The organism is Caulobacter sp. GW822-FHT01G02, from assembly GCF_058802865.1.
This window is the reverse complement of record NZ_JBXAON010000005.1, coordinates 267132-289733: the sequence shown is the minus strand read 5'-3', so window position 1 is coordinate 289733 and position 22602 is coordinate 267132. Positions and strand designations below refer to the sequence as shown.

The following is a 22602-nucleotide window of genomic DNA, read 5'->3' as shown; positions in this document are numbered from 1 at the left end:
GCCGTCTCCCGTAAATCTGCATTTCGGATCGTTTCGCGGTCCGACGATGGCTTCAAAGAGACGACAAAGCGACCATGAGCAAGCGCGCCTATTTCGGCACCGACGGCATCCGGGGCCAGGCCAACAAGCATCCGATGACCGCCGAGGTGGCCCTGCGTGTCGGCCTCGCCGCCGGCAAGCTGTTCCGCTCGCAGGACGAGCGTCGCCACCTGGTGGTGATCGGCAAGGACACCCGCCTGTCGGGCTACATGATCGAGCCGGCCCTGGTCGCTGGCCTGACCAGCGTGGGTCTGGACGTGCGCCTCTTTGGTCCCCTGCCGACGCCGGCCGTGGCGATGATGACCCGCTCGATGCGCGCCGATCTCGGGATCATGATCTCGGCCAGCCACAACGACTTCGCCGACAACGGCATCAAGCTGTTCGGCCCCGACGGCTACAAGCTCTCCGACGAGCAGGAGCTGAAGATCGAGGCCCTGATGGATGAGGGCCTGCAGGAAGGCCTGGCCGCCCCCCGCGACCTGGGTCGCGTCAAGCGCATCGACGACGCCCAGGCCCGCTATATCGAGATCGTCAAGGCGACCTTCCCGCGCCACATGAACCTGTCGGGCCTGCGCATCGTCGTCGATTGCGCCCACGGCGCGGCCTACAAGGTGGCGCCCGACGCCCTGTACGAACTGGGCGCCGAGGTGTTCCCGGTCGGGGTGGCCCCGAACGGCACCAACATCAACGCCGAATGCGGCTCGACCCATCCCGAGGCCATGGCCAGGATGGTGCGCGAATATCGCGCCGACATCGGCATCGCCCTGGACGGCGACGCCGACCGCCTGGTGATCTGCGACGAGAAGGGCGTGGTCGTCGACGGCGACCAGATCATGGCGATCATCGCCGCGGCCCTGGCCAGCGCCGGAATCCTGAAGGGCGGCGGTGTCGTGGCCACCGTCATGTCCAACCTGGGCCTCGAGCGCCAGCTGAACGCCCTGGGCCTGAGCCTGGAGCGCACCGCCGTGGGCGACCGCTATGTCATGCAGCGCATGCGCGAGGGCGGTTTCAACCTCGGCGGCGAGCAGTCGGGCCACCTGATCCTGTCGGACCTCTCCACCACCGGCGACGGCCTGATCGCCGCCCTGCAGGTGCTGGCCGTGATGGTCCAGACCGGCCAGCCGATGAGCGCGCTCGGCCGCCAGTTCGAGCCGGTGCCGCAGCTCCTGGAAAACGTTCGCTTCGCCGGCGGCAAGCCGCTGGAGGCCAAGGCGGTGAAGCAGGCCATCGCCGACGGCGAGAGCCAGCTGAACGGCGCCGGCCGCATCGTCGTGCGCGCCTCCGGCACCGAACCGCTGATCCGCATCATGGCCGAGGGCGATGACCCGGCCCTGGTCAAGAAGGTGGTGAAGTCGATCGTCAGCGCGGTGAAGGCGGCTTAGACACCCACCTTCGGGGCCTTCATCCGTCGCTTGTTGACGTGGTGGCTGGGGGCCTCGGCGGCGATTTCCTCGGGGTATTCGCCCTTGAAGTAGAAGCGCTGCCAGGCCTCCTTGGTGGCTTCGGGGTCGCGCTTGAAGATCAGCTTGTTGAACTCGCTGCGCTTCTCGGCCCAGACGTCGTACTGGCGGCGCAGCTCGGGATTGGCGTTCATCGACTTGATCACCGGCTGGAAGGCCTCCATCGGCTTGTCCTGGATCAGCATGATGAAGCAGAAGGTCTCGCCCTTCTCGAACCGCACCGTGCCGGGGCGGGTGAACATCCAGTTCATCGTGAAGGGGAACGGCAGCCAATCGGTCTCGATCACGCCGGCCAGCGGCTGGATGCCGTCCTTGATGTGGTTGGGCGGTCCCATCGCCATCAGCGACCAGCCCGGCGGCGTGCGGAACAGATAGCCCGTGTGGAAAGTCACCACGCCCCGGGTGAAGTGCGACTTCACGAAGTCGGTGAAGCCCGGATACGGGTGGTCGGGCTGGAACTTGATGCACTCCTGGTGCGCCCCGCCGTCCCAGCTCATCGAGAAGCCGACCGGACAGAGGATGTCCCAGCCGGTGGTGTTGGCCATGGTCAGCGGCAGGCAGCGATAGGGGTGGCGGTCGGCGAAATGATCCATCCAGGCGCGCTGCGGCCGCCCCGGCACGATCTCCGGCGGACGGTTCTCGGTGGGATAGCACTCCAGTTCCATGCCGGCCTTCGTCCTTGTTTTCCTACCCTGATCGTCTGGTCTAGCGCTCGCGAGGCGAGGCCGTCCAGCGTCGCGAACTGATGACACCTCCAACCGATCTCCCCGGCGAACGCCGGGGCCCGGATCGAACCCAAAACGTCGATCGCCTGAGCACTGGAGAAAGGCGCGAACACCCAAGCCGATCCGGATGACTCTGGACCCCGGCTTTCGCCGGGGAGGTCGGCTTTTTGGAATTGGAGGTGTTCCATTCGGCCGTTAAACTGCCTCTCATGAAGACCCGAACCGACCTCTTCGCCTTCTTCGACGCGCACGGCGTCAAGCACTCGACCCTCGACCATCCGCCGGTGTTCCGCGTCGAGGAGGGGCTGGAGATCAAGCAGGCCCTGCCCGGCGGCCACACCAAGAACCTGTTCCTCAAGGACGCCAAGGGCCAGCTGTGGCTGATCTCGGCCCTGGGCGAGACCACGATCGACCTCAAGCGCCTGCACACCGTGATCGGCTCGGGCCGGCTGTCGTTCGGTCCCGAGGCGATGATGGTCGAGACCCTGGGCGTGACGCCCGGCTCGGTCACCGCCTTCGGCCTGATCAACGACGCCGGGCGGCGGGTGCGCTTCGTGCTCGACAAGGCCCTGGCGGACAGCGACCCGGTCAACTTCCACCCCTTAAGCAATGACGCCACCACGGCGGTGTCCCAGGCCGATTTCCGCAAGTTCCTGGCGGCGCTGGGCGTCGAGCCGATGATCGTGGATTTCGCGGCGATGGAAGTGGTCTGAAGCTTCGCCTGATACGCGAACGGGACATTGCGCGGCGGCCCTTGAAGGACCATCTTGCGGCTTCGAGCGTTCCCACCTTGAGTACACGAGAGACCCGATGTCCCTGATCGGCGAAAAGCCCGCCGCACCGGCGAAAAGTGAACACATCAAGGACGGCACGGACGCCAGCTTCATGGCCGACGTGATCGAGGCCTCGAAGATCCAGCCGGTCATCGTCGACTTCTGGGCCACCTGGTGCGGCCCGTGCCGCCAGTTGACGCCCGCCCTCGAAAAGGTGGTCACGGCCGCCCAGGGCGCGGTGAAGCTGGTCAAGATCGACGTCGACGCCAATCCCGGCTTCGCCGGCCAGCTGCGCGTGCAGTCGATTCCGACCGTCTACGCCTTCGTGGATGGGCGTCCGGTGGACGCCTTCCAGGGCGCCCTGCCCGAGAGCCAGGTCAAGGCCTTCGTCGAGAAGCTGGGCGGCCCGGCCGGCCCCAGCGCCATCGACGACCTGATCGCCCTGGGCAAGGAGTCCCTGGAGATCGGCGACATCGGCGGCGCGGCCCAGGCCTTCGCCCAGGCTCTGCAGACCGATCCCGAGAACATCAAGGCCCTGGGCGGCATGGCCCGCGCCTATCTGCTGGGCGGCGACCTGGAGGGCGCGGCCGAGGTGGTGGCCATGGCTCCGGCCGACGCCAAGGATCCCGACCTGGACGCCGCCCGCGCCGCGCTCGCGCTCGCGGAAGACGCCCCGTCCGAGACGTCCGAGTTCGAACAGCGCCTGGCCGCCAACCCAGACGACCACGAGGCCCGCCTGGAGCTGGCCAAGGCCCTGGCCGGTGCCGGTCGCCTGCAGGACGCCGCCGACCACCTTCTGGCCATCATCGCACGCGACCGTGCCTGGAACGATGACGCGGCCCGCAAGCAACTCCTGACGGTGTTCGAGGCTGCGGGACCGACCTCCGAAGTCGCCAAGCAGGGTCGACGCAAGCTGTCGTCGATCCTGTTCAGCTAGAGAAAAAGGGGAGCGCCGAATGGCGGCGGCCTACCGAAAGCTCAGCGACCTTCCTCTGGTGATCCCGGTGTTTCCGCTGGATGGCGTCCTGCTGTTGCCCGGCGGCCATCTGCCGCTGAACATCTTCGAACCGCGCTACCTGAACATGCTGGATGACGCCATGTCGGGCGAGCGGATCATCGGCATGATCCAGACCCGCCAGCGGGCGCCCGGCCAGGAGGCCGACCCGCGCCAACCGCCCCTGGCCCCCGTCGGCTGCGCCGGCCGGGTGACCAGCTTCGCCGAGACCAGCGACGGCCGCTACCTGATCACCCTGACCGGGGTCTGCCGCTTCCGGACCGGCGACGAGCTGCCGGTGCGCACGCCCTATCGTCAGGTCCGCGCCGACTTCGCGCCCTACGAGCCGGACCTGCGCGAGGACGGCCCCGGCGGCACGCGCACCGCCGCCGATATCGACCGCCTGCTGTCGGCCCTGCGCCGCTATCTCGACCACCGGGGCCTGGCCATCGACTGGACCGACGCCGAGAGCGCGCCCTCCGACGCCCTGATCAACAGTCTGGCCATGGCCCTGCCGTTCGACCCGATGGAAAAGCAGGCCCTGCTGGAGGCCGAGACCATCTTCGAGCGCAAGGCGACCCTGACGGCGCTGCTGGAGATCGACGCCGCCGCCGGGGACGATGACGAACCCCATTCTATCCAGTAGACACGGCCCATGACCCAAGACGCTCCCACCCCGACCATCGATGTCGATCCGCGCCTGCTGGAAGTGCTGGTGTGCCCCGTGACCCGCGGCCCGCTGGAATATGACCGCGCCAAGGGCGAACTGATCAGCCGCTCGGCCAAGCTGGCCTATCCGATCCGCGACGGCGTGCCGATCATGCTGCCGGAAGAGGCGCGGGAACTGAGCGAGTAGCGTGAAGCGCCAAGGCGCTTCGGTTCCCCGAGCTGGGCCAGAATACGGGTTGCATGTCCGAACAGCCATTCGATCTGCAAACAGACTCGATCTTCGAGGCCTTCCCCAAGTGGCAGGGTCTCGTAATCGTTTTCCTCACCGCACCCTTGCTGATCATTTTCGATAGGCTTGGCTTCCCCGGCGCAGGGGGAATGGCTTGGGCTTCTGCCGTTTCCATCGGTTTCGCCAGTCGGATCTTCTGGCCCTTGCGACGAGAACCGTGGTTCTGGGTGACCATGATTTGCATAGGCGCGGCGCACGCAGCGGTCGTCTCGCTCTATCCTTGGCCGGATGAAACCCATCCGAGCTGGATGTTGGGACTGATATTGCTGGCGGACATCGCGCTGGTTGCCGGAGTCATCGTACTCGTAGCTACGTCTATTAGGCGCGCCAGCAAGGCAGCGGACTAGCCAAGATCCGCTCGACTAAAGCGCCACGCCCCGCAGCAGCTTCGGCAGATCCCCCACCCCGCCGCCGGCCTCGTGCATGAAGAAGCGTCGCGCCGGGGCGATGCGGTTGACTACCGCCAGGCCCGCCCCGCGCGCCACGCGCAGCAGCGGATTGTCGTTCGAGAAGATCCGCACGAAGGCGTCGAAGGCCAGGGCGTTGGTCACGGTGTCGAACCGCCGCCAGCGGGCGTAGCGCTCCAGCACCGCCTCGGCGCCGATGTCCTCGCCGCCGCGCACGGCCTCGACCAGCACCTCGGCGAGCGCCGCCGCGTCCTTCAGGCCCAGGTTCAGCCCCTGCCCGGCGATCGGGTGCACGCCATGAGCCGCGTCGCCGATCAAGGCCAGACGCGGGGCGGTCATCCGCTCGGCCAGCAGCAGCGACAGCGGATAGACGAAGGTCGGCCCCTCGACGGTCACCGCGCCCAGGAAGTCGCCGAACCGCCGCATCAGGTGGGCGTGGAAAATCTCGGGCGAGGCGTTGCGCAGGGCCTCGCCGCGCGCGGTGCTCTCGGTCCAGACCAGGCTGGCGCGGTTGCCCGTCAGCGGCAGGATGGCGAACGGGCCGCTGGGCAGGAAATATTCGTGGGCCACGCCCTCGTGCGGCTTTTCCATCCGCACCGTGGCGACGACGCCGCTCTGGCCGTAGCCCCAGGCGATCTCGCCGATGCCGGCCGCCCGGCGCAGAACCGAGCCGCGTCCCTCGGCGCTGACCGCGAGCGGGGCCGACAGCACCCGGCCGTCCGACAGGGTCAGCTTCGCGGCCCCAGCCTCGACCGCCAGGGCCTTGGCCGCCATCGGAGCGATGACCGGAATACCCTTGTCGATTACCGCCTTCGACAGCGCCGCGCGGGTCTGGCGGTTCTCGATCAGATAGCCCAGCGGCTCGCCATCGATGCGGCCGGAGATCTCGCTGCTGTCGAACCGCAGGAAGGCCGGCGAGGCCTTGCGGGCCGCGGCCCCCGGCGTGCGGCCGTCGGTGACCAGGATCTGCTCGATGCGCTGGGCGTGCGGCGCGAGCGCCTCCCCCGCGCCGATAGCGCGCCACTGGCGGAACGAGGAATAGGCGATGGCCGAGCTGCGCCCGTCGAAGGTCGGGGCCAACTGGGCTTCGAACGGCTGCGGATCGATGAGAAGCGGCTTCAAGCCGCCCGACGCCAGGGCCAGAGCCAGGGTGGAGCCGGCCATGCCGGCGCCGGCGATGATCACGTCGGCATCGTGAGCGGAAGCGCGCATGGCGGGATATGGGCGCGTGCGGCCGAGGCTGTCCAGACCGCGCGGCTACTTAGCGGCTGCGTAGGGGGCCTTGGCGTCCTGGCGCACCAGGCCGCGCGTCGCGTCGCCGACGCCGATCAGCACGAACTGCACCGCCAGGGCGCAGAGGATCAGGCCCAGGACCCGCACCACGATGCTCATGCCGATTCGGCCTAGCACCCGGCTGATCAGCGGCGCGGCCCAGAACACCGCCACCAGCACCAGCGACACCGCCGAGATCACCGCCACGCCCAGACCCAGGCCCGCCCAGCCGAACGGCTTGGCCTCGGCGGCGTAGATGATCACCGTCGAGATCGCGCCCGGACCGATCAGCAGCGGCATGGCGAACGGCACGATCAGGCGCTCGAAGCGCTGCTTGGCGTAGACCCGCGCCGACTGCCCCTCGATGCCCTCGGCCGCGTCGGCGAACATGGTGGTGAAGTCGTCGCGCACCATGTCGAGGCCGAGAATGAACAGGATGATGCCGCCAGCGATCCGGAACGCCGGCATCGAGATGCCGAAGAAGGCCAGCAGGCCCACGCCCGTGAAAAAGAAGAAGATCAGGAACGCCGCGACGAACAGGCCGATATAGACGGCCACCATCCGCCGGCCCGCGGCGGCCGCGCCCAGGGTGGCGGCGGCGAACAAAGGCACGTTGCCGATCGGGTCGATCAGGGCGAACAGCGCGACGAAGAAGTTGACGGCGAGTTTGGCCTCGGTCATTCGACGTCCTTACCTTTATCAAAGCGCCTGAACCTTCACCCTATCTCCTAGGGCGGACGGCTTCGCGCGCCAACCCCTGGGGGCAAAGACATGACCGCCGATCCGCGCCTGATCGTTCCGCTGGACCTGCCCACCGTCGACGACGCCCGCGACATGGTCCAGCGCCTGGGCGACGCGGTGTCGTTCTACAAGATCGGCCTGGAGCTCTTGGCCAGCGACGGCATGGCCCTGGCCCATGAGCTGAAGGCCTCGGGCAAGTCGATCTTCCTCGATTGGAAGCTGCACGACATCGGCGCGACCGTGGAGCGTTCGGCGCGGGTGCTGGCCCAAAGCGGCTGCGACCTGCTGACCGTCCACGCCGAGCCGCAGGTGATGAACGCGGCCGTCAAGGCGCGGGGCGACTCGAGCCTGAAGATCCTGGCGGTGACGGTGCTGACCAGCCTGACCGACGCCGACCTGATCGAGATGGGCTACGCCTTCGGGGCCCGCGACCTGGTCGAGCGCCGGGTGCGCCAGGCGGTCGAATGCGGCGTCGACGGCATCGTCTCCAGCCCGCACGAGGCCGCCCTGGCCCGCGAGATCGCCAACGAGGCCGGACGCCCGGACTTCCTGATCGTCACCCCCGGCGTGCGCCCCTTCTGGTCGGCCAAGAACGACCAGGCCCGCGCCGCCACCCCCGAGGCCGCCATCCGCGCCGGCGCCAGCCACCTGGTCTGCGGCCGCCCGATCACGGCGGCCAACGACCCGCGCGAGGCGGCGCTGAAGGTCGCGGCGGAGATCGCGGGGCTCTAGGGTTTCACCACCAGCGCCACGCCGCGCGCCCGGGGATCGGCCTCGGGCACCGGCGTCCGGTCCACGACCTGGATCGCCTCCATGTCGCCGCTGAAGTCCTCGAGCCACTTGTAGCCACGCGCCTCCAGCGCCGTCTTCAGGGCGGCGGAGGGCGGGGCGGACGGCTCGTAGAAGATCACATTCTCGGGCAGCAGCTGGTGGTGGAAGCGCGGCGCCTTCTGGGCGGCCTTCAGGGTCAGGCCGTGGTCATAGACATTGGCCAGCACCTGGAACACCCAGGTGAAGATCCGCGAGCCTCCGGGCGTGCCGATGACCATGGCCGGCTTGCCGTCCTTGACCAGGATCGTCGGGGTCATCGACGACAGGGGTCGCTTGTGGGGCGCGATCGCGTTGGCGGTCCCGCCGACCACGCCGAACATGTTGGGCGCGCCCGGCTTGGCCGAGAAATCGTCCATCTCGTCATTGAGGATGAAGCCCGCCCCCTCGACCACCACGCCCGACCCGAACCAGCCGTTCAGCGTGTAGGTGTTGGAGACGGCGTTGCCCCACTTGTCGACGATCGAATAGTGGGTGGTCTGCGGCTTCTCCAGGCCCGGGACCACCGCCTTGGTCGGCGAGGGCCTGTCCGGATCGACCTCGCGGGCGCGCCGGGCGACATAGGCGGGGTCGATCAGGTTGGACACCGGGACCTTCACGAAGTCGGGGTCGCCCAGATATTCCGCGCGGTCGGCGTAGACGCGCTTTTCGATCTCCGCCAGCAGGTGGACGTACTGGGGATCATTGAGGCCCACGCCCTTGAAGCTCGGGGCCAGGTCCTGCTTCATCAACAGCATTTGCATCAGCGCGATCCCGCCCGAGCTGGGCGGCGGGGCGGTGATGACGTCATAGCCGCGCCACTTGGCGGTGACCGGCGCGCGCCAGACGGCCTTGTAGCCGGCGAGGTCGGCCTTGGTGATCAGACCCTTGACCGGACCGCGCCCCATCTGGGCGACGATCAGGTCGGCGGTCTCGCCCTCGTAGAACGCCTTGTCGCCGCCTCGGGCGATCCGCTCCAGGGTGGCGGCCAGGTCCGGCTGCTTGAACAGCGTCCCGGCCTTGTGCGAGCCGAAATAGGTCCGGAAGTTCGTGCCCTTGAACTGCGGCGGGACCTCGCCGGCCAGCATTCCGGAGAACTGGGCGTTCACCGTGAAGCCGTCGCGGGCGTAGCGGATGGCCGGGGCCAGGACCCGCGCCCAGGACAGCTTGCCGAACCGCTTGTGGGCCATGGCCAGACCCCGCACCGTGCCGGGCGTGCCGGAGGCGAGATTGCCGTACAGGGACAGGCCTTCGACCGGCTCGCCATCCTTGCCCAGGTACATGTCGGCCGAAGCCGCCGCCGGCGCCGTCTCGCGATAGTCGAGGAAGTAGGGCTTGCCGCCCACATACAGCGTCATGAACCCGCCGCCGCCCAGATTGCCGGCCTCCGGGTAGGTGACGGCCAGGGCAAAGCCCGTCGCCACCGCCGCGTCGACCGCGTTGCCGCCCGCTTTCAGGATCTCCGCCGCCGCCAGCGCCCCGTGGCGGTCCGGCGAGGCCACGGCCCCGGCGGTAAGCACCGGAACGGGCGTGGCCGGTTTCGCGAAGGCCGCCGGGGCGAGCGCGGGCGGGGCGAACAGCAGCAGGGCGGTCGCGAGCAACTTGGCGAACAGGCGCAAGGGAAGTCTCCGGAGATGAGACGGCCACGCTAGCCGATACCATTCGCGGAACAATGGTTCTTGACGGCCTCCTCGCCCTGGTCTTGCTGATCGGCGGGTTTTCTGGAGGAACGCCGTGAAGAGCACCCGCCCCGAGGACGTCGGCGTTCCCGCCTCCATCCTGATCGACCGCGCCATCGCCGCGATCCCCGACTGGCGCGGCCAAACCCTGGCCCGCCTGCGCGCCCTGATCCTGGACGCCGATCCCGAGGTCGTCGAGGAATGGAAGTGGGGCAAGCCGGTCTGGTCGCACGACGGCCTGATCTGCACCGGCGAGGTCTACAAGGCGGTGGTCAAGACGACCTTCGCCCACGGCGCGGCGCTGGAAGATCCGACCAAGCTGTTCAATTCCAGCCTGGAAGGCAATGTCCGCCGCGCCATCGACTTTCCGCAAGGCGCCGAGATCCCCACCGAGCCCTTCAAGGCCCTGTTCCGCGAGGCGGTGGCCTTCAACGCCGCCAAGGCCAAGCCGAAGAAGAAGGCCTGAGACGCGTCTAGGTCTCCAGATCCTCCGCCGGCCGGCGCCGCGCGTTCAGGCGACGGGCCAGCAGGGCGCCGCCGATGAACAGCGCGCCGACGGCCAGGAACGAGGCCGCGCGCGTCACGCCCTCCAGCCGCGCCAGGTCGAACAGCACCACCTTGGCCGCCGTGAACAGCAGGGCCGCCAGGCCCGCCCAGCGCAGGACGATATCCTTGCGCGCCGCGCCTAGTCCCAGCACCGCCAGGCCGAACACCGCCCAGAGCGCCGAGAAGGTCCAGGTCTCCAGGCCCGCGTTCCCCGTCGCCGCGCGCATGTCGCCGCCGTGGAAGGCGTAGCGGATCAGCAGGGTCAGCAGCACGAACAGCGTCCCGACCGCGACCGCCAGGGCGGTCCTGTCGAACGGCCGGTCAGCCCGCCTCAGACCTAGCATCGCCGCCGCGCCCAGACCGTACAGGCCGAACAGCAGCAGCGCCGCGCCGACCGGCGCCAGCGGCTGGCTCATCGGCCCCCACCAAGGGCTGGCGCGGACGCCGAACACCAGGCCGGCGACGATCAGCGCCAGCCAGCCGAAAGCCGGCCCGACCCGAGCCAGCCAGGCGGCGCCGGCGCGCCCGGCCAGGCTGGGCGCGCTCAGTTGACGAGCGGCGAGCAGGCCGAGGATCGCATAGGCCGCGCCCTCGGCCCGGCCGATCGGCGCGGAACCCATGGCGGCGCCGTGGAAAAGGTGGCGTAGCGCCAGCAGGGCCCACAGGAGGGCGAAAAGCGGGATGGCCAGGACCCAGGCCTTGGTCCAGCGATCCTCCGCCGGCCGGCGTCGCCAGGCGATCGCCGCCAGCAGACCCGCCGGCGCCAGATAGGACAGGATCAGGGTGTTCAGCACCGGCGGTCCGACGACGGGCTCGCCCGCGCCCCACCACGGGTTCCAGACCAGGCCTTGCAGCAGGACGCCGTGCGCGACGCCCAGGCTGACCACGATCACCGTGCGCCAGCGCGTGATCGGGCCATCGTCGGGCCGCTGGCGCAGCACCAGCAGCAGGCCCGTGCTCAGCAGCGCCAGGGTGCGCAGCGAGGCTTCCAGCAAGCCGTCGCCGCCCTGATCGCGGGGTCCCGCCATCACGACATGCAAGGCCGCGAACAGCGCCAGCAGCACGATCAGCAGGCCCGTGGCGCGTTGAGCCTCGACCTCGGTGCGGACGCTCTCGCCGCCGCTCTTCCAGATCAGGGCCGAAGAGACGACCAGCAAGCCGGCGGCCACGGCGCTGACCGCCAGCAGGGTCGCCGGCGGCAGACGCCCGTCCAGGGCCGCTCCGATGAAGTCCGGTTGCAGCATGGCGATGAAGGCGATCAGGCCGCCCACCACGCTGGCGGGGGCCAGGCCTCGCCAGGGCAGACGCCAGGCGGCGACGGCCAGGGCGAGGGCGGCGAGGCCGAAGGCGGCGGGCTCGAGACGCGGCGCGACGGCGGCGTGCGTGGCCAGGAAGGCCATCTCGGCGGCCGCCGCCAGCCACAGCGCCAGGCCTCGATCCGTCGAGGCCTGTTCCACCCGGCGCGCGATCAGGGCCGCCGCGCCGAACAGGGCCGCCGCCAGGATCGCGGCCGGCGCCCAGCCGAAGTCGATCTTCGCCGCCTGCAGAATCGGCCAGGTCAGGCTGGCCAGGATCGCCACGCCGATGCCGCCGATGGCCAGGACGCGGGTGCGCTCGACGGCGGGCAGGCCCAGCGCCAGCCAGAGTGTGACCGCCGGGATCAGGGCGGTCAGAGCGTGCTGCCACGGCAGCTGCGCGGCAAAGGCGGGGGCGCGCACGGCGATGGCCATGGCCACGAGCTGGCAAAGGATCGCCATGCCGACGGGCAAGGCGAACAGGCCAGGGCGGATCATGTCGCGGATCGCCATGGCCGCCGCCAGGACGATCAGAAATCCCGACAGCAGGATGGCGGTCGGCAGGTGTCCCGTCCCGATCGGGGCCGAGAACCAGGGGCCGACCGACGCCAGGCTGGCCAGCACCAGCGCCAGGGCGGGCAGGCCTCGGAAATCGTCGCCGGCCGACTCTCCCGCGTCGTCGCGACGGAAGCGGCGTCGCCACAGCGTCGCGGCGAACGGCCCGGCGGCGGCCAGGATCTGGATGATCACCGCCGGAAGGGTCTGGTGTTGGTCGATCGGGACCCCGCTGAGCAGCAGCAGGCCGATGATCGTGGCGGCGCCCGCCTTGCCCCAGCGCCGTAGCGCCGAGATCGAGAACCCCGTCGCGCCGATCAGCGCCGCATAGGCCGTCAAGGCCAGCGGCGACCAGTCCGGCAGGCCGGTGAAGGCCGGCGTCAGCACGGCGCCGACAACGGCCACCAGGGCCAGCGGCTCACCGTGTCTTAGTGACAAGCCCAGCAGGCCCAGGGAGACGCCCGCGGCCAGGATCGCGGCCACGCCCAGCGGGATCAGGTGATAGAGCCCGTGGGCCGCGCAGACGGCGCCGTACAGGGTGACCGCCCCGGCCCCGGCCGAGACGGCGGCGGCCAGCAGGTGGCGACCGCCGGCGATCGACGGTGTCTGGCGCAGCATCCACTCGCTGGCGCCCAGCATCGCCGCGCCCAGGACCACGGCCAGAGCGATGCGGAGCTCGGGAATGAACAGCCCGCGCTGGGCGGCATAGGCCACCAGCAGCAGGCCGCCCAGCGCCAGACCGCCGCCGCCGATCCAGGCCAGGCCGTTCTCGGACAGCCACGTCGAGACCGACTCGCGGTTGATCCTGGGCGGCGGCGGGGCGGGCTGAGGCTGAGCGCTGGGGGCGGCTGGCAAGGGCGCGAAAGCCGGCTCGGGCGTCGGAGCGCTGGACTCAAGCGACTCGGCAACGGGGTCCGGCGCGAGCCCAGGCGGGCGCGCCGCCATCGGCTCGGCGATCGCCGACGTCTCCGGGGCCGGCGCGGCGGGCTGGTGAGCCATGCGCGGCGCTAAGTCGGCGGCGTCCAGCCGTCGCTCGAGCGTCCGGATCTTCTGGCCCTGTCGATAGATCCAGGCGCCCAGGGCCAGGATCACCAGCCATTCCATGTCGTGCGTCCCGTCCGGCGAAGTGAGCGGCCCTGTCTTGGTATGCGAGGACGGCGCTCAATGAAACCTTAAGTCGCAGACCCCGCCCTCACCCCAGCTCCAGCGCCCGCAGCACCGCGAACTGGTCGTAATAGGGCCGCTCGCAGATGATCTTGTCGCTGCCGGGCGCGAACTCGAAGCTGGCGGCCATGCGGATGCGGAAGGCCTTGCCGGTCGGTTCGACCGTGCGCCCGGGGATCTTCAGCGGCCCCAGATGCGTGCCGGTCAGCCAGAACTCGACCAGCACCGTGTCGCCGGCGTGGGCGATGGCGATGATCTCGTTGCCCTGGTCCGGGAACGGCGTGCGCGAGGCGGCGAAATAACCGCGCACGGCCGCCTCGCCGTCGAACACCGCGCCGCCGCCGTACATCTCGTAGCGGGGATGCTCGAAGGTGGCGATCACCCCGTCCCAGTCGTGGACGCACTCCAGCGCCATGTGGTCGCGCACCACCTGGATGCGGCGTTCCGCGAGATTGGTCGCGAGGTCTTCCATGGCCCGTTCCTCCTCCTGTTTCGGAGGAGCCTGCCAGCCTCAGAAGTCGACCGCCACGCCCTTCTTCTCCCAATCGCCGAAGCGGGTCGGCTCGGGGCCTTCGCGGCCGCCCTTTTCCGTCGGCAGGGCGGCGGCGTGTTCAGCGGCGCGGCGGGCGGCGGCCTCCTCCAGCGCGCGGCGGGCGGCCGGGCTCAGATCCTTGCCGGGCGCCGCGCCGGGGACGTCGGATCGTGCGATTTCAGGCTGCGCGGACGGGGTGGACGGCTCTGACATGGGCGGATTCTAGCATTTTTCGTCCGCCGCGCCGCGCGATTTTTCCGCAAGACGCTTGCGCTGGCCCTCGCCTTTGGGGCACGGCGAGGCGGTGACTCAAGAACTGAACGACGGCCTCCCCGCCCGGGAAGCCGCCCTGACCCTGATCGACGCGGCCCTCTCGCGCCGCGGCGGCATCGACGAAGCCGCCTCCGCCAACGGTTTCCGCTTCCTGGAGCCGCGTGAGCGGGCCTTCGCGCGCGCCCTGGCCATGGCCGTGCTGCGCCACCTCGGCCCCATCGACCGCGCCCTGGCCGCCAAGTTGCAAAAGGCCCCGCCGGATCGGGTGATGCACCTGCTGCGCCTCGGCGCGGCCCAGGCCTTCTATCTGGAGGTCCCGGCCTTCGCCGCCGTGGCGACCTCGGTCGAACTGGCCGGGGCCAACAAGACCAGCCGCCCGTTCAAGGGCCTGGTCAACGCCGTGCTGCGCGGCCTGCTGCGCGACGGCGAGCCGGCCAAGGACCCGACCCTGCTGGCCCCGCCCTGGCTCTATTCGCGCTGGGTGGCCGCGTTCGGCGAGGCCACGGCCCGCGAGATCGCCGCCCAGATCGCCATCGAGCCGGCCACCGACCTCTCCCTGAAGCCCTCCGCAGACGCGGCCGCCCTGGCCGAGGCGCTGGAGGCCGAGATCCTGGACGGCGGGACCCTGCGCGTGCGCCGCAAGGGCGATGTCGCCGCCTGGCCGAACTTCGAGGACGGAACCTGGTGGGTGCAGGACGCCGCCGCCGCCGTCCCGGCCCGCCTGCTGCACGTCAAGGCCGGCGAGCAGGTGCTGGACCTCTGCGCCGCGCCCGGCGGCAAGACCCTGCAGCTGGCCGCGACCGGCGCGAGCGTCGTGGCCCTGGACCGCTCGGCCGCGAGGCTCAAGCGCGTGGCCGAGAACCTGGAGCGCATGGGCCTGACCGCCGAGATCGTCGCCGCCGACGCGGCCGCCTGGGAGGATGCGCGGACCTTCGACGCCATCCTGCTGGACGCCCCGTGCAGCGCCACCGGCACCTTCCGTCGCCATCCGGACGTGCTGTGGGCCGCCCGCCCCGGCGACGTGGCCAGCCTGGCCGGCGTGCAGTCAAAGATCCTCGACAGCGCCGCCGACCGCCTCAAGCCCGGTGGGCGGCTGGTCTACACCGTCTGCTCGCTGGAGCCGGAGGAGGGCGAGGCCCAGGTCGAGGCCTTCCTGGCGCGCCGCAAGGACATGGCCCTGGAGCCGATCGCCGCCGGCGAAGGCGGCTCCCCCGAGGCCAGCCTGACCGCGCGGGGGACCCTGCGCCTGCTGCCGCATCAGCGCGACGGCGGCCAGGACGGCTTCTTCGCGGCCAGGTTCAGGAAAGTGACAACGTAGTTGTCATCCCGGCGAAAGCCGGGACCCAGGCAAGTAGAGATGACAGAAGCGGCGGACGCGGTTATCCCAGGACCATGACCGCGCCGCTTATCGCCCCCTCGATCCTCGCCTCCGACTTCGCCAAGCTGGGCGAGGAAGTCGCCGCCATCGAGGCGGCCGGCGCCGACTGGGTGCATGTCGACGTGATGGACGGCCATTTCGTGCCCAACATCACGCTCGGCCCCGACATCGTCAAAGCCATCCGGCCGCACGCCAAGATCCCGTTCGACGTGCACCTGATGATCAGCCCGGCGGACCCTTATCTTGAAGCCTTCCGCGCCGCGGGCGCGGACCTGATCAGCATCCACCCCGAAGCCGGCCCGCACCTGCACCGCTCCCTGAAGCGCATCCGCGAGCTGGGAGCCAAGGCCGGCGTGGTGTTCAACCCGTCGACCGGCCTGGACCACGTCGAGTGGATCCTGGAGGACGTCGACCTGCTGCTGGTCATGTCGGTCAATCCCGGCTTCGGCGGCCAGAGCTTCATCCCCGGCCAGCTGCGCAAGGTCGAGGCCCTGCGCGAGCTCGTGGACAAGGCCGGCCTCGACATCATCATCGAGGTGGACGGCGGCGTGACCCCGGCGACCGCCCCGCAATGCGTCGCGGCGGGCGCTACAGCGCTTGTCGCCGGCTCGGCGGTGTTCAAGGGCGGCCCCGACGCCTATGCCGACAACATCCGCGCGCTGAAGGGCGGCTGACCCCAGACCATGGCCGTCAAGCGTTCCGCCAGCGGCTCGAAGTTCCCCGCCTCTTCACGCGGCGGCGGCGTCCTGTGGAAGGCCGTCGGCGCCGAACTGGCCAGCCACGTCGCCCGCGAGTGGTACGGCTCGGGCCCGCATCGCCTGCTGATCGCCTTCCCGCGCCCCGAGGGCCTCTCCGCCCGGCCGCACGACCCGCGTCCGGTCGATCCCGGGCGCGGATCGAAGATCCTGGCCGGAACCCTGACCCTGGACGGCGGATCCTTGCGCCTGGCCCCCGACGGCGACCCGTTCGACACCGCCAGCCCCTCGCGCCGCTTCGCCGTCAGCCTGCACCGCTTCGACTGGCTGCCGGACCTGGCCGCCGCCGGCTCGGACGGCGCCCGCCGCTCCCTGCGGCTGATCGACGACTGGCGGCGGGTGTTCGGCAAGTGGAACGCCTTCTCGTGGTCCCCCGAGTGCCTGGAGCGCCGGGTCTTCCACCTGGCCTGCGCCGCCAAGACCCTGGCCGCCGAGGGCAGCGACGCCGAGATCGCCGACCTGACCCGAGACCTGGCCCGCCAGGCCCGCCACCTGCTCGAGATCGCCGCCGCCCCCGCCCGCATCCTCGAGCGCGCCGCCGTCGCCACCCTGGCCGGCTGCGTCCTGGCCGGCAAGCCCGGCGAGCGGCTGATCGACAAGGGCCTCAAGGTCCTGCTGCGCCACCTCGACCAGATGGTGCTGGCCGACGGCGGCCACGCCACGCGCTCGCCCGAGGCCGGGGTCGAGCTGCTGTTCGACCTGCTGACGCTGGACGACGCCCTGGGCCAGCGCGGCCGGCCCAGCCCCGAGGCCCTGTCCCGCGCCATCGACCGCCTGTCCAGCGCCACGCGGTTCTTCACCCTCGGCGACGGCCATCTGGCGGCCTTCCACGGCGGCGAGGCCATCGCCCAGCCGCGCATCGCCGCCGCCCTGGCCCACGACGACGCCGGTCCGCGCCCGCTGAACGCCGCGCCGCACAGCGGCTATCACAAGATGATCGGCGGCAGCATCGAGCTGATCGCCGACTGCGGCCCGCCCCCGGCCGGCCCCTTGAGCGTCGCGGCCTGCGCCCAGCCGGCCGCCGTCGAGATCGTCTGCGCCAAGGACCGCCTGATCACCAGCTGCGGCTGGAGCCCCGAGGCCGCCGGCGCCAACGCCTTCCGCCTCTCCGACGCGGCCTCCACGGTCTCGGTCGGCGACGGCTCGGCCGGCCGGCCGCTGTCGGGCTTCCGCGCCCGCGCGCTCGGCCCCTGGCTGGTCGACGGCGCGCAGGCGGTCGAGGCCAAGCGCCACGACGACGTCGGCGGGGTGTGGCTGGACATCGTCCACGACGGCTGGCGCCATGTGGGCCTGCAACACGCCCGCCGCCTGTTCCTCGACGCGGTCAATGACGAGCTGCGCGGCGAGGACAGCCTGACCCCCTTCGCCGGCCCCGCCGACCCCCGAGACGGAATTGGCGGCCCGCGCCGCTACCTGCCCTTCGCGGTGCGCTTCCACCTGCACCCCGAGGCCCGCGCCTCGATCGCCCGCGACGGCAAGAGCGTGCTGATCCGGGGGCCCAGCAACATCGGCTGGTGGCTGCGCAACGACGCCGTCGACGTCGAGATCGCCCCCACCGCCCACTTCGACCACGGCCTGGCCCGCAAGGCCGGCCAGATCGTGCTGAAGAGCCAGGTGCGCCCGGAGGTCGGGGCCAAGATCCGCTGGAAACTGACCCGGGCGGAGGGGTAGGGCCGATGGGCTTTGAGCGCAGGCCGCCGATTGATCCGGGTCGGGCGCGGCAGGCGCCCGAGTACACGGCCGACGAGGTGTCCGAGGTTGTCGCCGCCCTGACGGCGGACGCGCCGGAGATCCTGGCGGTGCTGGAACGCGAGGCCCGGGCGCCCGGAAGCGTGGCGTCGGGGGACTATGACGACGCCTACGACCGGATGCTGACGTACCTGTTCGAGCATGGGTACGTGCACACGCATATCGAGATGGCGATGGTGTTTCGGGCGGTGCGGGAGCGGGTTGAGCGGTAGCGGGCACTAGGTGCGGCCGGAGACCCGTCGAAATCTGACATTGATGCAGGGCGCAGGGGCCTGCGTCCGACACTGGCGCAACCACCCGCTAAGCTAGGGCTTCACGCGACCTCAATTTCGGCGTTAGCTTAAGCTTGCATGACAGCTATCAGTCGATCCAACGAGGTTGCCGAGATTGACCGCTTTCTAGCGGAACAAAAGACGGTGACCGATGCACTGCCAGAATGGAAAGACGGTGAAAATCTGGGCCGTTGGCAAGCCGAATGGCCTGTCCTCGATCAAGATGGGATTGCGCGGGAGGGCACGAGACTGGTGTTCTCTTGCCGAAAGCAACGAACCGATCTCGTTTCGATCAGGCTGCTTCTACGAGGCCAGCAGATCTACGGGATAGACTTGGTTGTTCCCGAGGAGACGAAACCGAATCCTCCGGATGCGATGCGTTTTGGACTGCCTTCCCGCGTCTCCGGTTCACATTTTCATAGGTGGGACGACAACCGAGATTATGCGCTTAGAGTGGGACCCGGCTCCTTGCCATATCGTCGACCCACGCCAGTTCACTTATCGAGGCTACCACATGCCCTCGCCTCACTTGCACAAGCCACCAATCTGGTGTTGACCCCGCAACAGTTGTCATTCGACGTTCCGCCGCAAGGCTACCTACTAGTGGGAGGTGAGCAATGATCTGCGAAGATATCCGCCTTTCTCTAGCGGAGGGCGAATTTTGCGAGGAGACGGAAAATGGAGCAAGGGTCGCAACCCATTGTCTTTACCCGTCTTTTGAGCCAGTTGAAGTATTCGTAGCCAAGTTTGGTGATGGCTATATCATTACCGATGGCGGCGGTGCCGTTAACTCTGCTTGGCTGCACGGCCGTGATGAAATCCGAAAACTCGTTGAACGAGAGAGTGCACGCTACGGCGTTACTGCAAACGATGGGGTAATCCAATCTCGCGTGCCGAGTATCGAATGGCTCAGATCCGCAATCATTGGCGTTGCTAATGCCTCTGCGTCAGCCGCTGCCGCCGCACTAGAACGAGCTGCTGTAGCTGCTGAACGTGTACTTGGTGATAAAATATACGATGCCCTAACGCACGTGGTGCCTAAGTCAAGCATTGCCAGAGAATATGAACATAGAGGCGCGAGTGGAAAGCGCTGGCGATATGACTACGCGGCAACAGCACCGGAACACCTTCTCTTAGTAAATGCCGTAACGCCACATCACGTATCAATCAGTGCAAAGTACGTTGCTTTTGCGGATCTTCCTGCAAATGACCGGGGCATTGAGAAATTTGCTGTTTACGGGCGCAAGCTTGAGACGGACGACGTGGCACTAATTACTCAGGTAGCCACGCTCGTCCCCGTAACGTCTCTTGAGCAGGGCATTCGGCGCGTTCTTTTAAGAGCCTAGAGCCCGCCTTAGATCTCTTGGAGGCTGCAGCGTGCAGGGCTGTCCAGGTCAGTCAAGGCTCGCCTCCGGCGACCGCGCGCGGCGACGCGGAGCGTCGGCCTTGAGTGACCTGGACAGCCCTGCGATCGTCTCGCCGTGAGATATAAGGCGGGCGTTCTTCCGAGGCAAAAGGGCATTCTCACTGAGCGGGGATCGCCCAACCCGAACCCTCTCTCATGGAGAGAGGGAGGGGCCCGCGCCGCAGGCGTGGGAGGGTGAGTGGGTAGGCGAAGCCCGTGGACGATCTTGGCTCCGCTGCGAGCGATGTGCCGGCACGCCGGTTGGCGGTGTAACCACTCACCCTCCCATCGCTTCGCGATGGGCCCCTCCCTCTCTCTAAGAGAGAGGGGATTGAGGGCGCTGGATCCTCGGCGTTCGCGGAACAGAACCCCACGAAATCAACGACTTCTCACTTTTACGCGCCGCTGAATGATCCGCGTTGAATCCGCCTGCACAATCATAGCTGTCCCCGTCGCGGGGGAGGGCGTTTGGATCCGGCCCAAGACGGCGGCGGGGGTAGGTTGAGCGGGGCCGCTGGCGGTTCCCGGCGTAGCCATCACGCCACGTCGCTTACTCTTTAGGAGCGCACGCGGGTGATGGGATCGTCCGGGATCAAAACCATCAGTGGAGCGACAGGGCGGTGATCGTACAAGCCGCCTATCGTGGATCGTCGGGGTCGAGACGGATGTAGCCGATCGACTTGGTCCGCGCCCGTCCGGGGGCTAGTGGGGTCCCGAGCAGACAACGCTCACGCCCCCCATCCTCACGGGCAAGAACAGCCTGGCGGAGCGGACTCGCGAGCCGAAACAAAAACAAACCTCACGGTCTCCGGGTTCGCCCGGCCGCTCCGTCGCCTCCCCATACGCCTTCAGCGGCCGCGCCGCGTGAAGCCGCCAAGCCGTGCCGGCTCAGCACAGGCCCCCACCTGACCTGCTCACGCAGGTCTGTCCGCCCCCAAGCGGGGCGGAGAGGGAACCACGTCCCCTTCTCTCCTCCCCCTGTTGGGGGAGGGGGACCGGCGAAGCCGGTGGAGGGGGCAGCGCCACGCATTGACTCCCCCGCCCGCCCCCGTATTTTCCGCGCGTTCGAGTGACTGGCGTTGAAGGTGGGCGACCACCGGGGAGCTCGATCGCATATGCCGCGCGCCTGGGCTCCCTTCTGACAACCACAGACCTGGAGTCCGCCGTGCCCGCAGCGCCCGATTATCCGTCCGCCCCCGATCTCGTCGCCCCCAAGCGGGCCTTGCTGTCGGTCTCCGACAAGACCGGCCTGGTCGAGGCCGCCCAGGTGCTGCACGCCGCCGGCGTCGAGCTGGTCTCCACCGGCGGCACCAAGGCCGCGATCGCCGCGGCCGGGATCCCCGTCAAGGACGTCTCGGACCTGACGGGCTTCCCCGAGATGATGGACGGCCGGGTCAAGACCCTGCACCCGGTGGTGCACGGCGGCCTGCTGGGCGTTCGGGATGCGCCCGACCACGCCAAGGCCATGGCCGACCACGGCATCGGCGGCATCGATATCCTCTATGTGAACCTCTATCCGTTCGAGGCCACGGTCGCGAAGGGCGGCAGCTATGCCGAGTGCGTCGAGAACATCGACATCGGCGGCCCGGCCATGATCCGCTCGGCGGCCAAGAACCACGGCTATGTCGCCGTCTGCACCGACCCGGCCGACCTGGCCGACGTGCTCGAGGCCCTGAAGGCCGGCGGGACGACGCTGGAGCTGCGCCAGCGGCTGGCGGCCCGCGCCTATGCCCGCACGGCGGCCTATGACGCGGCGATCTCGGCCTGGTTCGCGGCCGCGCTGGGCCAGGACTTCCCGGCCCGCAAGGCCATCGCCGGCGAACTTCGCCAGACCATGCGCTATGGCGAGAACCCGCACCAAAAGGCGGCCTTCTACACCTTCCCGAACCCGCGTCCGGGCGTGGCCACGGCCCGCCAGCTGCAGGGCAAGGAACTCAGCTACAACAACATCAACGACACCGACGCGGCCTTCGAGTTGATCGCCGAGTTCGACCCGGCCCAGGGTCCGGCCGTGGCGATCATCAAGCACGCCAACCCGTGCGGCGTGGCGGTCGGCGGCAGCCAGCGCGAGGCCTATGAGCGGGCCCTGGCCTGCGACCCGACCTCGGCCTTCGGCGGCATCGTGGCGGTGAACTCGCGCCTGACCCGCGAGGCGGCGGAAGCGATGGTCGAGATCTTCACCGAGGTGGTCATCGCCCCCGAGGCCGACGACGACGCCGTCGCCGTGTTCGCGGCCAAGAAGAACCTGCGCCTGCTGGTCACCGGCGGCCTGCCCGACCCACTGTCGACCGGCGACACCTTCAAGAGCGTGGCCGGCGGCTTCCTGGTGCAGTCCCGCGACGACGCACGGATCACGGCCTCGGACCTGAAGATCGTGACCAGGCGCCAGCCGACCGAGGACGAGATCCGCGACATGCTGTTTGCCTTCACCATCGGCAAGCACGTCAAGTCCAACGCCATCGTCTACGCCCGCGCCGGCCAGACCCTGGGCGTCGGGGCCGGCCAGATGAACCGCAAGGACTCGGCCCGGATCGCGGCCCTCCGGGCCGCTGATTTTGGCCTGGACCTCCGTGGATGCGCCTGCGCCTCGGAAGCCTTCTTCCCGTTCGCCGACGGCCTGATCCAGGCGGCCGAAGCCGGCGCCACGGCGATCATCCAGCCGGGCGGCTCGATGCGCGATGGCGAAGTGATCGAGGCGGCCGACAAGCTTGGCCTCACTATGGCCTTCACCGGCGTGCGAGTGTTCCGGCACTGATTGAGGCACGAAACCCTCGCCCGGAGTTTATCCTCGGGCCGACCAAGGTCGGTCCCGGGGGACGGGCT

21 protein-coding genes and 1 riboswitch are annotated in these 22602 nt (G+C 69.3%); of the genes, 14 read left to right on the top strand and 7 right to left on the bottom strand.

The features are described from left to right. Positions 1-74: 74 nt before the first annotated feature. Positions 75-1421: a phosphoglucosamine mutase gene (gene glmM / locus AC1RNC_RS16730; protein ID WP_492887458.1), complete on the top strand. Its 1347-nt coding sequence runs from the start codon at positions 75-77 to the stop codon at positions 1419-1421. Here glmM and AC1RNC_RS16725 read toward each other — a convergent pair. Continuing rightward, positions 1418-2164 carry a DUF6065 family protein gene (locus AC1RNC_RS16725; protein WP_492887457.1) on the bottom strand — a complete coding sequence of 249 codons (747 nt, stop codon included), beginning with the start codon at positions 2162-2164 and terminating at the stop codon, positions 1418-1420. The two genes, glmM and AC1RNC_RS16725, sit on opposite strands and share 4 nt — an antisense overlap. 269 nt (positions 2165-2433) lie before the next feature. Between AC1RNC_RS16725 and AC1RNC_RS16720 the strand changes: the two genes are divergently transcribed. From AC1RNC_RS16720 to AC1RNC_RS16700, 5 genes are all read left to right on the top strand, one after another. Continuing rightward, on the top strand, positions 2434-2937 hold the full coding sequence (locus tag AC1RNC_RS16720; RefSeq protein WP_492837719.1) for a prolyl-tRNA synthetase associated domain-containing protein: 504 nt from the start codon (positions 2434-2436) through the stop codon (positions 2935-2937). Between the two features lie 97 nt (positions 2938-3034). Then, complete coding sequence (locus AC1RNC_RS16715) at positions 3035-3934, top strand: tetratricopeptide repeat protein (protein WP_492887456.1); 900 nt, start codon at positions 3035-3037, stop codon at positions 3932-3934. A gap of 19 nt (positions 3935-3953) precedes the next feature. Continuing rightward, on the top strand, positions 3954-4637 hold the full coding sequence (locus AC1RNC_RS16710; RefSeq protein WP_492887455.1) for an LON peptidase substrate-binding domain-containing protein: 684 nt from the start codon (positions 3954-3956) through the stop codon (positions 4635-4637). 9 nt (positions 4638-4646) lie between these two features. Beyond that, positions 4647-4847, top strand: a complete 201-nt coding sequence (locus AC1RNC_RS16705) for a Trm112 family protein (protein WP_125157247.1) — start codon at positions 4647-4649, stop codon at positions 4845-4847. Between the two features lie 53 nt (positions 4848-4900). Beyond that, positions 4901-5296 carry a hypothetical protein gene (locus AC1RNC_RS16700; RefSeq protein ID WP_492887454.1) on the top strand — a complete coding sequence of 132 codons (396 nt, stop codon included), beginning with the start codon at positions 4901-4903 and terminating at the stop codon, positions 5294-5296. A 15-nt stretch (positions 5297-5311) separates the two neighbouring features. On the opposite strand, the gene AC1RNC_RS16695 is transcribed toward AC1RNC_RS16700, so the two are convergent. Next, complete coding sequence (locus tag AC1RNC_RS16695) at positions 5312-6568, bottom strand: UbiH/UbiF/VisC/COQ6 family ubiquinone biosynthesis hydroxylase (RefSeq protein WP_492887453.1); 1257 nt, start codon at positions 6566-6568, stop codon at positions 5312-5314. Positions 6569-6613: 45 nt separating this feature from the next. Then, positions 6614-7309: a MarC family protein gene (locus tag AC1RNC_RS16690; protein ID WP_492887452.1), complete on the bottom strand. Its 696-nt coding sequence runs from the start codon at positions 7307-7309 to the stop codon at positions 6614-6616. A 90-nt stretch (positions 7310-7399) separates the two neighbouring features. On the opposite strand from AC1RNC_RS16690, the gene pyrF reads away from it, so the two are divergent. Beyond that, the gene (gene pyrF, locus AC1RNC_RS16685; RefSeq protein WP_492887451.1) at positions 7400-8101 is read left to right on the top strand and encodes an orotidine-5'-phosphate decarboxylase; all 702 of its coding nucleotides are present in this window, start codon (positions 7400-7402) and stop codon (positions 8099-8101) included. Here the strand turns inward: pyrF and ggt are convergent. Beyond that, positions 8098-9795: a gamma-glutamyltransferase gene (ggt, locus tag AC1RNC_RS16680; RefSeq protein WP_492887450.1), complete on the bottom strand. Its 1698-nt coding sequence runs from the start codon at positions 9793-9795 to the stop codon at positions 8098-8100. The two genes, pyrF and ggt, sit on opposite strands and share 4 nt — an antisense overlap. 115 nt (positions 9796-9910) lie before the next feature. Here ggt and AC1RNC_RS16675 point away from each other — a divergent pair, with 115 nt between their 5' ends. Then, complete coding sequence (locus AC1RNC_RS16675; protein WP_492887449.1) at positions 9911-10321, top strand: DUF1801 domain-containing protein; 411 nt, start codon at positions 9911-9913, stop codon at positions 10319-10321. Between the two features lie 7 nt (positions 10322-10328). Here the strand turns inward: AC1RNC_RS16675 and AC1RNC_RS16670 are convergent, their stop codons facing one another. The 3 genes from AC1RNC_RS16670 to AC1RNC_RS16660 all read right to left on the bottom strand — a co-directional run bounded on the left by AC1RNC_RS16670 (position 10329) and on the right by AC1RNC_RS16660 (position 14160). Further along, a complete protein-coding gene (locus AC1RNC_RS16670) occupies positions 10329-13355 on the bottom strand; it encodes a DUF2339 domain-containing protein (RefSeq protein WP_492887448.1) in 3027 nt (1008 codons plus the stop codon). A gap of 88 nt (positions 13356-13443) precedes the next feature. Beyond that, positions 13444-13887 carry an ester cyclase gene (locus tag AC1RNC_RS16665; RefSeq protein WP_492887447.1) on the bottom strand — a complete coding sequence of 148 codons (444 nt, stop codon included), beginning with the start codon at positions 13885-13887 and terminating at the stop codon, positions 13444-13446. A gap of 39 nt (positions 13888-13926) precedes the next feature. Further along, on the bottom strand, positions 13927-14160 hold the full coding sequence (locus AC1RNC_RS16660) for a DUF1674 domain-containing protein (protein ID WP_492887446.1): 234 nt from the start codon (positions 14158-14160) through the stop codon (positions 13927-13929). Positions 14161-14251: 91 nt separating this feature from the next. Between AC1RNC_RS16660 and rsmB the strand changes: the two genes are divergently transcribed. The 6 genes from rsmB to purH all read left to right on the top strand — a co-directional run bounded on the left by rsmB (position 14252) and on the right by purH (position 22534). Further along, on the top strand, positions 14252-15538 hold the full coding sequence (rsmB, locus tag AC1RNC_RS16655) for a 16S rRNA (cytosine(967)-C(5))-methyltransferase RsmB (protein ID WP_492887445.1): 1287 nt from the start codon (positions 14252-14254) through the stop codon (positions 15536-15538). Between the two features lie 74 nt (positions 15539-15612). Continuing rightward, entirely contained in the window at positions 15613-16272 is a 660-nt protein-coding gene (gene rpe, locus AC1RNC_RS16650; RefSeq protein ID WP_492887444.1) for a ribulose-phosphate 3-epimerase, read from the top strand. A 9-nt stretch (positions 16273-16281) separates the two neighbouring features. Continuing rightward, a complete protein-coding gene (locus AC1RNC_RS16645; RefSeq protein WP_492887443.1) occupies positions 16282-18024 on the top strand; it encodes a heparinase II/III family protein in 1743 nt (580 codons plus the stop codon). A 5-nt stretch (positions 18025-18029) separates the two neighbouring features. Next, entirely contained in the window at positions 18030-18314 is a 285-nt protein-coding gene (locus AC1RNC_RS16640; RefSeq protein ID WP_492887442.1) for a hypothetical protein, read from the top strand. Between the two features lie 677 nt (positions 18315-18991). Further along, a complete protein-coding gene (locus AC1RNC_RS16635) occupies positions 18992-19720 on the top strand; it encodes a hypothetical protein (RefSeq protein WP_492887441.1) in 729 nt (242 codons plus the stop codon). 1118 nt (positions 19721-20838) lie between these two features. Then, a riboswitch (ZMP/ZTP riboswitch) is annotated at positions 20839-20918 on the top strand. A gap of 26 nt (positions 20919-20944) precedes the next feature. After that, positions 20945-22534, top strand: coding sequence for a bifunctional phosphoribosylaminoimidazolecarboxamide formyltransferase/IMP cyclohydrolase (purH, locus tag AC1RNC_RS16630; RefSeq protein WP_492887440.1), 1590 nt, complete (start codon positions 20945-20947; stop codon positions 22532-22534). The last annotated feature ends 68 nt before the right edge of the window (positions 22535-22602 follow it).